The 13,699-nt window shown below is 72.2% G+C and carries 7 protein-coding genes; 4 read left to right on the top strand and 3 right to left on the bottom strand.

What is annotated here, in order from left to right; translation table 11 throughout:
- The first annotated feature begins 3 nt into the window (after positions 1-3).
- The 4 genes from ACQP2F_RS29725 (at position 4) to ACQP2F_RS29740 (ending at position 5,905) form a co-directional block, all read left to right on the top strand.
- Positions 4-912, top strand: a complete 909-nt coding sequence (locus ACQP2F_RS29725) for a carbohydrate ABC transporter permease (RefSeq protein WP_433293084.1) — start codon at positions 4-6, stop codon at positions 910-912.
- Positions 913-932: 20 nt separating this feature from the next.
- The gene (locus tag ACQP2F_RS29730; protein WP_433293086.1) at positions 933-1,991 is read left to right on the top strand and encodes a LacI family DNA-binding transcriptional regulator; all 1,059 of its coding nucleotides are present in this window, start codon (positions 933-935) and stop codon (positions 1,989-1,991) included.
- A 1,317-nt stretch (positions 1,992-3,308) separates the two neighbouring features.
- Complete coding sequence (locus ACQP2F_RS29735) at positions 3,309-4,415, top strand: glycoside hydrolase family 53 protein (RefSeq protein WP_433293088.1); 1,107 nt, start codon at positions 3,309-3,311, stop codon at positions 4,413-4,415.
- A 119-nt stretch (positions 4,416-4,534) separates the two neighbouring features.
- Positions 4,535-5,905, top strand: a complete 1,371-nt coding sequence (locus ACQP2F_RS29740) for an NAD(P)/FAD-dependent oxidoreductase (protein ID WP_433293090.1) — start codon at positions 4,535-4,537, stop codon at positions 5,903-5,905.
- Here ACQP2F_RS29740 and ACQP2F_RS29745 read toward each other — a convergent pair.
- From ACQP2F_RS29745 to ACQP2F_RS29755, 3 genes are all read right to left on the bottom strand, one after another.
- Positions 5,902-10,737 (bottom strand): DUF4011 domain-containing protein, encoded by a 4,836-nt coding sequence (locus tag ACQP2F_RS29745; RefSeq protein ID WP_433293092.1) that lies wholly within the window; start codon positions 10,735-10,737, stop codon positions 5,902-5,904. The two genes, ACQP2F_RS29740 and ACQP2F_RS29745, sit on opposite strands and share 4 nt — an antisense overlap.
- 66 nt (positions 10,738-10,803) lie before the next feature.
- Positions 10,804-12,996, bottom strand: a complete 2,193-nt coding sequence (locus ACQP2F_RS29750; protein ID WP_433293094.1) for an MMPL family transporter — start codon at positions 12,994-12,996, stop codon at positions 10,804-10,806.
- 28 nt (positions 12,997-13,024) lie between these two features.
- Positions 13,025-13,576 carry a TetR/AcrR family transcriptional regulator gene (locus ACQP2F_RS29755; protein ID WP_433293096.1) on the bottom strand — a complete coding sequence of 184 codons (552 nt, stop codon included), beginning with the start codon at positions 13,574-13,576 and terminating at the stop codon, positions 13,025-13,027.
- Between the last annotated feature and the right edge of the window lie 123 nt (positions 13,577-13,699).

A 13,699-nucleotide genomic window follows, 5' to 3' on the forward strand; every position in this document is an offset into this window, starting at 1 on the left:
TCCATGACCGTGACCACCGCCGTCCCCGCGACGCCGGCCGCCACCGCCGCCGTCCCGGCCGCGCCCCACGAGCGCCGCGGCAACCGCCGGATCAGCCCGAGCGCCACGGTCCTGCTGCTGCTCGGGGCCGTCTACTGCCTGTTCCCGGTGCTCTGGGTGCTGATCGCGGCGACCAAGAGCTCGGGCGAGCTGTTCGCCACGTTCACGCTCGAGCCCAGCACCCACCTCTTCGACAACATCGGCGACCTCAGCGGGTACCGCGGCGGCCTCTACTGGCGCTGGATGGCGAACACCGCCCTCTACGCCGGGGTGGGCGCGGCCGGCTCCACGCTGATCTCGGCGATGGCCGGCTTCGCCCTGGCCAAGTACGCGTTCCCGGGCAAGCGCTTCGTCTTCAACCTGATCCTGGCCGGTGTGCTGGTGCCCGGCGTGATCCTGGCGATCCCGCAATACCTGCTGCTGGCCAAGGCCGGGATGACCAACACCTACTGGTCCGTGCTTCTGCCGAGCATGATCACCCCGTACGGGATCTATCTCTGCCGGATCTTCGCGGCCGCCGCCGTTCCGACCGAGGTCCTCGAGGCCGCGCACATCGACGGCGCCGGCGACTGGCGCACCTTCGGCACCGTGGCGCTGCCGATGATGCGCTCGGGCTTGGTGACCGTCTTCCTCTTCCAGTTCGTGGCGATCTGGAACAACTTCATGCTGCCCTACATCATGCTCGGCGACGACCGGCTCTACCCGCTCACGGTCGGCCTCAACGGGCTGCTCAACCAGGGCGCCTCGCAGCCGGCCATGTACATCACCGTGGTCACCGGGGCGCTGCTGTCGATCGTGCCGCTGGTCGTGCTGTTCCTCGCGCTGCAGCGCTACTGGCGGGTCGACCTCGGCGCGGGCGCGGTGAAGGCCTGATGAGCACTATGATCCCTAGCGTGCCGACACCGCCCGGTACGGGGCGCAAGCGGCCCACCATCCGCGACGTGGCGCGCGAGGCCGGGGTCTCTTACGCGACCGTCTCCCGCGTCCTGAACGGCCGGGAGTGGGTCAGCCCCGAGGCCGTGCGCGCCGTGCGGGAGGCCATCGCCCGGACCGGCTACACGGCGAACCCGCACGCCCGCTCGCTGGCCACCGGCAAGTCCGGATCGATCGCGTTCCTGCTCACCGAGCCCCAGCACCTGCTCTTCGAGGACCCCAACTTCTCGGTCCTGCTGCGCGGCGTGGCCCAGGCCCTGTCCGACCGCTCGCTGACGCTGATCCTGATGATCGCCTCGACCCCCGACGAGCGGAACCGCACGATCGCGTACCTCTCCGGCGGCCACGTCGACGGCGTGCTGCTGGTCTCCCCGCACTCCGGCGACCCCCTGCTGTCGCACCTGGTCCAGGCCGAGGTGCCGATCGTCGCCTGCGGCCGGGTGCTCGGCTACGAACAGCAGATCAGCTCGGTGATGGCCGACGACCGCTCCGGCGGCCGCTCGGCGGTCGAGCACCTGATCGCCGCCGGCTGCCGCCGGATCGCCACCATCACCGGCCCGCAGGACACGGCCGGCGGCGTCGACCGCTTGCAGGGTTACCAGGACGCCCTGCTCGCGCACGGCCTCCCGATCGAGCCGTCCCGCATCGTCCACGGCGACTGGGGCCGCGCGTCGGGCGCCGCCGCCATGCGCACGCTGCTCGAGCAGGCCCCCGACCTGGACGCCGTCTTCGCCGCCTCGGACGCGATGGCCGCCGCCGCCCTGCCGGTCCTGCGCGACGCGGGCCGCCGGGTCCCCGGCGACGTGCGGGTGGTCGGCTTCGACGACTCCGGCCTGGCCGCCACGCTGGATCCCCCGCTCTCCACCGTCCGGCATCCGCTGGACCGCATCAGCGAGGAGATGGTCCGCCTCCTCACCGACGTGATCGCCGGCCGCACCCCGCTGTCGATCACCGTGCCCACGACACTCGTCCTGCGCGAGACGTCGCCCGCTCCGCTTTCGGGCAGCTCCCCCGCCTGAAGCCCGTTCTCCGGCCCTCCCCGGCCATCGGTTCCCGCTTCCCGCCCGCGGCTCTCGTTTGCCCGGCCGGGTCGTCACCCGAGCGCTCCGGAGGCTTTCGTCCGATGCCCGCCCGTCCCGCCAGCCCCGCCAGCCCCGCCGGTCCCGCCCGTCTTGCCGGTCCCGCGCGTCTTGCCGGTCCCGCCCGTCTTGCCGGTCCCGCATTGTGGCCGCAGCTCCCGCGAATTGGCTCTCCGTCCCAAATGGCGGCGCCGTTCCCGCCGGGTGGTCTGTCCGTCCACATCGCGAGCCATCCCCGTCCGACTTATCCGATATTTACGCAGCTCCCGCCAGCATTCTCAGCGCCGACGCCGAATCTTGAAGGTTCCGTGCAAGCCCTAAGCACGAAACTCTCCAAGATCTGCCCAGCGAGCGAGTCATGTCCCAGCAGCCATGCCCGTGGGCGGCCCTTTGCTCTGCTCACCTATACGCGCATTCCCTCCCCGCACCCTCAGCAGCCAGCGCCAGCTCTGCTCACCGCCCGCACTCCGCACGACCCACACTCCGCACCACCCGCACTTCGCACGACCCACGCTTCACACCGCCGGCACGGCTGGCCCCTGCACTCCACGCCGCTCACGCACCGCACCGCCGCGCCGCTTCTCCCGGCCGGCCGGTGTCGCGTGCACCCGCAGTCCACACCGCCCGCACTCGACACCGCCCGCACTCGACACCGTCCACACTCCGCACCGCCCGCACCCGCGCCGCCGCTACCGCCGGCACCGCCGGCACCGCCGGCCCCTGCACTCCACACCGCCCACCCCCCGCACTGCCCGCGCTGCCGACGCCCTCTCCGCCTCGCCCACCCGACGCCCGCCCGGCCTCCCCCCGCTGGCACCCTGCCGCCGCGCCCCGCCGACGCCCTCCCGCCTCGCCCGCCAGCCCGCCCTGCTCTGTCGGCGTCTTCCCAACCCCCGCCCTTGTGGGTGGGGGCCAGACAAGCACACGGGTCCGACAATTTCGCCGGCATCATCCACAGCCGACCGCCCGGGGTGATCCACAGCCGACCGCCGCCAGACCGCCGCCAGACCGCCGCCCGGCTGCCGCCGACCGCCACCCGTCCCACGGCCGCCGCTTCCCATCGAAAACCAGCCCGAGCCCAACAACCGACCCGTCCCAGCCAGCGCGCCGACCGCACACCCCACTGGCCCGACCACGACCGACAAATCCGGAAATGCCGGGCGACGCACACCACCACCACCGAACCCCGGATCCCGCCACGGAACCACCCCGGCGATCCCCCATCGCCGGTCGCCCTTTCGTCCGCAAAGGAGCGCCATGAAACCGTCCCTGAAAGCCACCCTGACCGCCGCGATCCTCCTGACGATCCCCCTGGCGATCTCGCCCCCCGCCCACGCCGCCACCACCCTGACCATGCTCGGCGCCGACGTCTCCACCCTGCAGCGCAGCCTCGACCTCGGCGCCAAGTACTACAACAAATCGGGCACCGCCGCCGACCCCTACGACATCCTCAAATCGGCCGGCGCCAACTACGTGCGGCTGCGCATCTGGAACAACCCGGCCAGCGGCTACAACAACAAGGCCAAGGTCCTCCAGCAGGCCCGGGCGATCAAAGCCAAGGGCCTCAAGCTCCTGATCGACTTCCACTACTCCGACACGTGGGCCGACCCGGGCAAGCAATATCCGCCTGCGGCGTGGGCATCACATTCGCTCAGCCAACTGCAGACCGATGTCTACCGCTACACGTACGACGTCTGCACCGCCCTGAAGGCGCAAGGCACCACGCCCGACAGCGTGCAGATCGGCAACGAGATCAACGTCGGCATGCTGTGGCCCGCCGGGAAGGTGACCGGCAACAACTTCGCGCCGCTGGCGAGCCTGCTCAAGCAGGGCTACAACGCCACCAAGGCGTGCAACGGCGCGACCCAGGTGTGGATCCACACGGCCGACGCGGACAGTGACGCGAACGCCCGCTGGTTCTACGACGGGATCAAGGCACAGGGCGTGAGCTGGGACGTCACGGCGCTGTCCTACTACTGCATGTGGCACGGCACGCTGGCGAACCTCTACAACGTCATCGCCGACGTGAGGGCCCGCTACGGCAAGCCGGTCGTGATCGCCGAGACCGCGTACCAGTTCACCACGGCCAACGCCGACAGCCAGTCCAACTCCATACCGGGCACCGTCCTCTGCGACAACATCCCGGCGACCTGGCCGGGACAGGCCCAGCAGTTCACCTGGGTGCAGAACACGGCCCGCAACGCCGGCGCGACCGGGGTCTTCTACTGGGAGCCGACCTGGTATGCGATCAAGGGCAACGGCTGGGACCCCGCCGACATCAACGGCACCGGCGACGGCTGGGACAACATGGCCACCTTCGACTGGACCGGGCACGTGAACCCGAACCTCGTCTGGAGGCCCTAAACGCCCGGCCGGCCCGGAGTGATGTATGACTCCGGGCCGGTCACGGTGTCGATACTCACGGCATAATCACCCAGATCAGGGCGCTGTACTAACCGGAACACCGATCGACAGGAGTGATGATGCAGCGGCATCGTGTGGTGGTCATCGGGGCCGGTTTCGGCGGTCTCTTCGCGATCAAGGCACTCAAGAACGCGCCGGTGGACATCACGCTCATCAACGGCACGGCGTACCACCTCTTCCAGCCCCTGCTCTACCAGGTGGCGACGGGCATCCTCTCCGAGGGCGAGATCGCGCCCCCGATCCGCGAGGTGCTGAGAAGGCAGAAGAACGTGGACGTACGCCTCGGCTGGGCCAGCCACGTCGACGTGGAGAAGAGGATCGTGTCGGTCAACGGTCCCGGCATCGACTACGAGGTCCCGTACGACTCGCTGATCGTCGCGGCCGGCGCCGCCCAGTCCTACTTCGGCAACGACGGGTTCGCCGACCACGCCCCCGGCATGAAGAACATCGACGACGCCCTCGAGCTGCGCGCCCGCATCTTCGGCGCGTTCGAGATCGCCGACCTGCAGACCGACCCCGAGGACATCGAGCGCTGGCTGACCTTCGTGGTCGTCGGGGCCGGCCCGACCGGCACCGAGATGGCCGGCCAGATCGCCGAGCTCGCCCACCGTACGCTCCCGGGCCAGTACAAGCACATCGACCCGCGCAAGGCCCGGATCATCCTGGTCGACGCGCTGCCGGCGGTGCTCAACACGTTCGGCGACCACCTGTCGACCCGGGCGCTGCGCCAGCTGCACCTGCTCGGCGTCGAGGTCGAGCTCAACACCAAGGTGGTCGGCGTCGACGCGACCGGCATCGAGGTCGAGAGCGAACGCGGCCACGAGCGCATCCCGTCGATGACCAAGGTGTGGGCGGCCGGCGTCGCCGCTCCCCCGCTGGCCCGCAAGCTGGCCGAGGCGGCCGGGGCCAAGACCGACCGCGCCGGCCGCGTGTTCGTCGAGCCCGACCTGACCGTGCCCGGCCACCCCGAGATCTTCGTGCTCGGCGACATGATGAACCTCAACGACGAGCATGGCCAGCAACTGCCGGGCGTCGCCCAGGTGGCGATCCAGGGCGGCCGGTACGCGGCGGACACCATCAAGCGGCGGCTGGCCGGCAAGCCCGCGGGCAAGCCGTTCAAGTACTTCGACAAGGGCAGTCTGGCGACCATCTCCCGGTTCTCGGCCGTGGCCAGCATCGGCAAGCTGCGCCTGGACGGCTTCCCGGCCTGGGTGATCTGGGTGGCGGTGCACCTGCTCTATCTGGTCGGCTTCAAGAACCGGGTGACCGCCGTGCTGCACTGGGCGGTCAGCTTCCTCGGCCGCGGCCGCTCCGAGCGGGTCGCGACCGTGCAGCAGGCCTTCGCCCGGCGGGCCATCCACGAGTACGGTGACCCGTTCGAGCGGGCCCGCGCCGAGGCGGCCGAAGCGGAGGCGGAGGTCCGGAGCTAGAGCTCGGGCTGGATCTCGACGCCGGCCGGGGGCATGAGCTCCCGGCCGACCGGCCGATAGGGCTCGGTCGGCGGCCACGGCCCGGCCGGGTGTGGCGTGGACGGCCGCGTGTGCCGGCCCCGCTGCGGGATGCGGTCGAAGCCGGGCGCCGGGTCGGCCAGGGCGCGCTGGATCGCGGTCAGCAGCCGGGCCGCCTCGGCCGGCTGGTCGGTGTACCAGGACGTGGACCACACCCGGTGCAGGTGCCAGCCGAGGTCGCGCAGCGCCTGCTCGCGCAGCCGGTCCCGGTCGCGGGCCGAGGCGATCCGGCGGTATCCGGGCCCGTCGAACTCGATGCCCAGGGCGTACACCTCGTCGGGGTGGTCGGGGTGCAGCACGCCGATGTCGAGGTAGTGCCCGGCGGCGCCGATCTGCCGGCGTACGGCGAAGCCCCAGCCCTTGATCGTGGCCAGCACCGACTCCTCGAAGGCGGTCATGCCCTCCCGGTCGGACACCTCGCGCCCGAGGGTGGCGGCGTCGCGCTCGGCGTACTCGAGGAAGGCCTTGAGGTGCCGGATGCTCTCGTTGCCCATGTCCTGCACGTCGGAGGCGTGGATCGAGGAGACCACCTCGAGGCGCTGCCGGGCCCGCGTGATCGCCACGTTGAGACGCCGCCAGCCCTTGGCCCGGTTGAGCACCCCGAAGTTCGTGCTGATCTTGTCGTGCTCGTCGTAGCCGTAGCCGACGGACAGGATGATCACGTCCCGCACGTCGCCCTGCACCGCCTCCAGGCTCTTGACGAAGAAGCCGTCGAGCCGGTCGGAGTCGTCGAGCGAGAGCTCCGGATGTTCGGCGATCATGTTCTGGACGGCGTCGTCGATCGCGTCCGCCTGGGCGACCGAGAGCGTGACGACGCCGAGCGTCCGGCCCGGGCGGTGGGTGAGATGGTGCAGCACCCGGGCCGCCACCGCCTCGGCCTCGATCGGGTTGTCCGAGGTGGTGAGCCGGTGGTAGATGCCGTCGACCGGGTAGAGCTGCACCCCGAAGTCGGGCTCGCGGGCGTACGCGCGGGGCAGGCTGACCAGCCGCCCGCCGTAGTACGCCAGGTTCGGGAACGCGAAGAGCGCCTCGTGCCGGCTGCGGTGATGCCAGCTCAGCTCGATCGTCGGGAACGTCTCGCGGGCGAGGTCGAGGATGGACGGGAAGTCGATGACGTCGTCCTCCACCTTGTCGTAGAAGGTGGTCGGCGGCAGCTGCCGTTCGTCGCCGGAGACGATCAGCGCGTCGCCGCGGTAGACGCAGTTGATCGCGTCGGCCGTGGTCACCTGGGACGCCTCATCGATGATCACCACGTCGAACTCGATCTCCGGCGGGAGCAGCCGGCTCACCGCGAGCGGTGACATCAGGAAACAGGGCTTGAGCGCCTGCACGGCGTGGCGGGCCTGGGCGATCAGATCCCGTACGGCGAGATGCCCGGTCCGTTTGCTGCCCTCGCGCCGGATGAGGGCCGGCTCCCCGGTGGTCGCGGCGGAGGGGCGGCGGGCCTCGACCGCGTACACGATGTCGGCCAGCGCCGCCGCGTTGAGCTCGTTGTCCAGCAGCTTGAACACCTCGACCAGGTGCACCCGCTCGTCGGCGTCGAGCGGCTGGAGGCCGTTGTCGGTGCGCAGGATCTGATCGGCCCAGCCGCGGTAGATCGCGCGCTCGAGCACGGGCCAGATCTGCTCGGGCGGCAGCTCCTTCTCGGCGCAGAAATCGAGCGCCTCGCCCAGCCCGTACTGCAGGATCACCTCGCGGGCGTCCAGGTGCCCGAACCATTCCTGCTGGCCGTCGGCGTTGTGCAGCAGCTCGACGAGCAGGTCGCGGGCCTGGTCGTAGTCGCCGAGATGGGTGGTCAGCTCGATCCGGCGGTCCGGGCCGAAGGCCGCGAGCACCGACTCGCGGGCGTGCTCCCAGCCCGCCACCGCCCCGGCCAGCCCCTCGCTGGGCCGGCTCTCGGCCAGCGCGTGCGCCTGCTCGGGCGTGAGCGGCGCGTCGTGGCCGGTGTGCAGCCGGCGGGCCTCGGCGGTCCAGACCACGATCTGGTTCATCAGCTCGTCGTCGGTCTTGGTGCCGCGGTAGATCGAGCCGAGCACGGCCGCGTGCGGACCGGCGCTGGCCCAGATGGCGGCCTCGGCGTCGACGGCGGCCTGCCGCTGCTGGGCGATCTCGACCGCCTCGGCCAGCGTCAGCTCCCCGCGACCGGTCGGCCCGCCGTACGCCCGGAGCATCTCGGCCGCGCCCCGCAGCGGACCGACGTGCGCCCGCAGCCAGCTGACCGCGTCCTGGATCGCACCCTCGCCCAGCTCGGGCCGGGGCGCCCGGGCCGGGGCCTCGCGCAGCGTGGTGCGGAACCGGTCGAACTCCTCGCGGGCCTCCCCGACGATCCGCAGCAGCGCGTTGTTCGGCCGGGGCGCGGTGACGTGCACGACCACCGCCGCCAGCGCTTCGGGCGGCGTCTGCAGGATCACCTCGTCCGCGGTGTGCAGCGCCTCCTGGATGGCCGCGAAGTCGGTGTCCAGCCCGTCCCAGTGCCGGCCGAGGATGTCGGCGTGCTCGTCGGCGAGCGCCTCCAGGTCGTCCAGCGCCGCCTTCCAGGCCGCCGCGTCCTCCACGTTCGCGACCGCGTCCTCGGGTTTGACCTCGGGCAGCGCCGCCTCGATCGCGGCCCTCTTGGCCTTGCGGGTGGTGCGCAGCAGCTTGCGCGGGCCGCGGCGGGCGGTGAGCCGCTCGGCCATCTCCTCGATCGGCTCGTTGAGCACACCCTCGTCGAAGTGCCGGCGGGCCTGCTCCTCGGCGGCGTTGACGGCCTCGACCGCGCGGCGCAGCGCCCGCACGGCGGCGTGCGCGGCCGCCATGCCGCCCTCGGCGAACCAGGCCGCCTCGGGCTTGGTGTCGCGGGCGATGAGCTCGGCGATCGTGATCACCCGGCGGGAGTCGGGGAAGCTCACCACGTGCGGCAGGCCGAGCCGGGCGGTGACCCGGTCGAGGGCCTCCTGCCGGGTCTCCAGCCGGTCGGCCTCCTCGGCGAACTTGTTGGCCAGGTGCTCGGCCTGGGCGGCGTTGAGCGGGCGCAGGTCGATGCCGGGCGGCGTCAGGTGGGCGAGGTCGGGGACGCTGGTCAGCTCGGCGGCCGAGGGCAGGTCGGCCCACGGGATGCCGCCGTAGCGCAGCGCGGCCAGGTGCCGGGTCAGCTCGGTGGCGGCCTCCTGTACGGGCTGGAGGCTCTCGATGGTCAGCCACTCCTCGACGATCACGCCCGGCCGGTGCCCGGCGTGCGCGGCCAGCGCCGCCAGGGTCGCCGCGCCGGCCGGCTCGTGCAGGTCGAACGCGTCGGCCAGGGCGGAGTTGCCGACCACGGCCTCGGCCAGCGTGCCGAGCGCGGTCAGGGCGAGCCGCAGCCGGCCCTCCATCGGCTCCCGCTCGATCGCGTCCCGCCACAGGTAGGTGTCGCTGCGCAGGCGGCCCAGCCGGCCGACGGCGTCGCGGATCTGGTCGAGCGCCTCCGCGGTGAGCTCGGCCGGGATCTCGGCGGGCACCGGCGCCGCGGGCACGTGCTGCAGCATCGAGCAGATGCCGATCACGTCGTGGAGGCTCCGGCCGAGCGGCTGCCGGATGCAGTTCATCGATTCCGCGTACGCGCTCAGCCGCTCGCGCCGCTCCCGCACCGCCCGCCGATCGATCGGATCCATGGTCGCCAGCGGCGCCGGATCGGTGTCCAGCGCCTCGGTCAGCGCGACCGCCACCTCGCGCCGGCCGGTCAGGTCGCTGTGCAGCGGCAGCAGGTAGTTCCCGAGCCCGGCCCCGGCCAGCCGCCGCTGCACGGTGTCGAGGGCGGCCGCCTTCTCGGAGACGACCAGCACCCGCTTGCCCGCGCGCAGCAGGCAGCCGACCATGTTCGCGATCGTCTGCGACTTGCCGCTGCCGGGCGCGCCGTCGAGCACGAAGCTGCGGCCGGCGACGGCGGCGGCGACCGCGGCCCGCTGGCTCGCGTCGGCGTCCAGCAGCAGCGGCACCTCCTCGGCCGGGGCGGTCTCGTCGATCAGGCTCGCGTCCGGCGGCTCGAAGGCGAAGGCCCGGGCCGCGTCCCGGGTGGCGAGCGCCCGCACGATCGGGTGCTCGGCGATGTGCGGCTCGCTCTCGACCAGGTCGGCGTGGATCGACTCGCGGTGCACGCCGAAGCCGCTGAGCACCACCGTCTCGTCCGCGTACCAGCCGGCCCGCTCGCCGATCGCGACGTCGATGTGCGCCCAGAGCACGGTGACGTCGAGGTCGGCCAGCGCGCTGACCTCGGGCAGCTCGATGCCCAGCGGGCTCATCCGCAGCGCCAGGGCGGGGTTGACGATCGGGTCGTCGCCGCGCGCCCGCAGCACCGGGCCGGCCGGGTCGATCTCCACCGGGATCAGCAGGATCGGGCTCTGGTACGGGGTGTTGCGGTCGTCGGTCCAATGCAGCATCCCGACGGCGAGGTAGAGCGAGCACACGCCCCGGTCGATCATCTCCTGCCGGGACCGGCGGTAGAAGCGGTGCAGCAGCGCGCCCAGGTGCTCCTCGTCGAGGTCGGTGCGCAGCACCGGGAGCTGGCCGTCGGCGTCCTCGCCGGGGAAGCCGAAGGCGCCGCCCTCCTGCAGGACCTTGAGCAGCGACTTCGGCGACGGGCCGGTGATCTCGACGGCGGCCGACGGGGTCCGGCCGAAGTTCAGCAGGCGGTTGGCGTCCGTGAGGTCGACGAGCCCCGAGCGCCACGTTTCGAGCGCAGCCCGGACCGCGCCGTCGGGTTGCCCGCTCAGTTCCGCTGCATGATCCGGCCGCATTCCTCAATTGCAGCAAGACGGACGGCGGTCACGCTGGGGATTCGCGCGCTTCCTTCCGAATATTCGTCATATAACGGGCGTTCCCGCTCGCCCGGCGACCGAAGCCGTCTCGGGCGCGCGGCGCTCGAGGGCCGCGCCCTCGACGTCCAGCGCCGGGAGCTTGGCCAGCCAGCGGGGCATCCACCAGGCGGCCCGGCCCATCAGCGCCAGCGCCGCCGGGATGGCGATCATGCGGACCACCAGGGCGTCGAACAGGATGCCGATGGCCAGCGCGAACGCGATGGGCTTGACCGTGTCGTTGCCCTGCGGCACGAAGCCGGCGAACACCGAGAACATGATCGTGGCGGCCGCGATCACCACCGGCGCCGCCTGGCGGAAGCCGGTGACCACGGCGTCGCGTGGGGCGGCGCCGTGCGCGTGGGCCTCGTGCATCCGCGAAACCAGGAACACCATGTAGTCCATGGCCAGGCCGAACAGGATGCCGACGATGATGATCGGCGACAGGCTCAGCAGCGGGCCGGTGACCTTGACGTTGACCACGTCGGCGAGCCAGCCCCACTGGAAGACCGCGACCGTGGCGCCGAAGGCGGCCCCGATCGTGAGCAGGAAGCCGATCACGCCGGCGACCGGGACCAGGATCGAGCGGAAGACGAGCACCAGGAGCACGAAGGCCAGCCCGACCACGAGCGCGAGGTAGAGCGGCAGGGCGGCGTTGAGCTTCTGCGACACGTCGATGCTGATCGCCGTCTGCCCGGTCACGTAGACCCGGGCGTCCGGCCCGTCGGCGACCCGGTCGCGGATGGCGTGCACGAGGTCGACGGTCTCGGTCGCGTCCGGGCCGCTCCTGGGGATGACGGTGATCAGGGCGGCCGAGCCGTTCGGGTTGGGCCGCGGCGGGGTGGCCACCAGGACGCCGGGCAGGGTGCTCACCTGCCGCTGGACCGTCGCCGCGTACGAGGTCGAGCCGGCGCCGTCGACCAGCACCAGCAGCGGGCCGGCGAAGCCGGGGCCGAACCGCTGGGCGATGAGCGCGTCGGCCTTGGCCATCGTGCTGCCCGGGACCTCCTTCTGGATCAGCGAGGTCTGCATCCGGGTGACCGGGATGGCGATCACGCCGAGCGCCGCGACGGCGACGATCAGGCTTGCCCAGCGCCGCTTGGTGACGGTGTTCGCCCAGCCTCGGATGAAGCCGCGGCCGGTCTCCTCGCCGGTGTGCTCGACCGGCGGCGCGTGCCGCAGCTTCCTGGGCAGCGCCCGCACGCCGACGAAGCCGAGGATGGCCGGCACCAGGGTGATCGCCACCAGCACGGCGATGACGACGGTGGCCGCCGCGGCGAGGCCCATCTCGGTCAGGAACGGTATGCCCGCCACCGACAGGCCGGCCAGCGCGATGACCACGGTCAGGCCGGCGGTGACGACCGCCGAGCCGGCCGTGCCGACCGCCATGGCCGCGGCCTCCGGCACCGGCAGGCCGCGCCGCAGCTCCTGCCGGAACCGGGTGATGATGAACAGCGCGTAGTCGATGCCGACGGCGAGGCCGAGCATCACCGCCAGGATCGAGGTCGTCGACTGCAGCTCGACGAAGCCGGTGAGCGTCACGATGCCGAGCGCGCCGATGCCGACGCCGACGACCGCGGTGAGCAGGTTCATCCCGGCCGCGACCAGCGAGCGGTAGGTCAGCGCGAGCACGAGCAGCGCCACGATGACGCCGATGCCCTCGGCCGGGCCGCCCACGTCGGCGCCGGACTCCTTGACCGCCTCGCCGCGGACCTCGACCGTCAGCTGCCCGGCCCGGGCCTGGTCGGCGGCGGTCAGCAGCGCCTCCCGCTCCTCGGCGGTGATCTCCGACGCCTGCACGCCGTAGGTGACCGTGCTGTAGGCGGCCGACTGGTCCTGCGACACCACCGGCGACGCGGGGTCGAGCGGGTTGCTGGCCGCGACGACGCCCGGCAGCTTGCCCAGCACGGCCACGGTCCGCGCGATCGCGGCCGCGTTCTGCTCGGCGGTCACCTTCTCGCCGGCCGGGGCCGCGAAGACGACCTGGGCGGTGGCCCCGGCCGACGCGTTGCCGAAACGCTGCTTCATGAGGTCGAGCGCGGTCGTCGACTCCTGGCCCGGGATCGAGAACGAGTTCACCGTCGCGCCGGACAGGGTCGCCGCACCGACCGCCACCGCGACCAGCGCGAGCAGCCAGACGGCGGTGACGGCGAGGCGGTGCCGGACGGCGCCCAGTCCGAGGCGGTGCAGCAGCGTTGCCATGCGGGGGTCCTCTTCTTCTCCGGCGAGATCAGCGCTCGTGGCCGAGCGCGTCGTAGCTGACGTCGACAAGGTGGCCGGCCTCGGCCTTGCCCTGGCAGGCGACCGCGGTGACGGCGAGGGCGCCCAGGGCGCCGACGATGCGCAGCAGCCGGGGGGTGTCCAGCTCGGTGACGCACTCCGGCGCGGGCACGCCGAACGCGGCGAACACCACCGCGCCGACCTGCTGGAGCATCTCGCTGTCGGGTGCGCTCATCAGGCCGCTGAGCAGCAACGCGACGGCGCCGGGCCGGTTGACCGCGAGCCGGGCGACGCCGGTGAGCACGACCCGGTCGCGCTCGGGACCGACCGGCAGGCCCTCGGCCTCGGTGGCGACGCCGCGCATGTCGGCCAGCGCCCGCTCGACCACCGCGTCCTGCAGCGCCTCCTTGGTCGGGAAGCGGTGCAGCAGGCCGGTCTTGGAGTAGCCCACCGCGTCGGCGACCCGCTGGATCGACGTCTCCTTGAACCCGTGCCGGGCGAAGAGCGCGGCCGCGGTCTCGAGGATCTCGTCCTCGATCTGCTGCTTGGTCGGGCGCGGCATGCGGACCAGCCTAGACGGCAATGGACCAACTTGGTCGGGAACCGACCGTGTCGGTCCTCACACGGTTTTCCGGGAAAGCCCCTGAGTCGATCTCGGGGTCGGCGTGATCTTTCGGGGCGAGAA

Origin of the sequence: Actinoplanes sp. CA-030573, from assembly GCF_050951115.1 — a bacterium.
Taxonomy (GTDB): domain Bacteria; phylum Actinomycetota; class Actinomycetes; order Mycobacteriales; family Micromonosporaceae; genus Actinoplanes.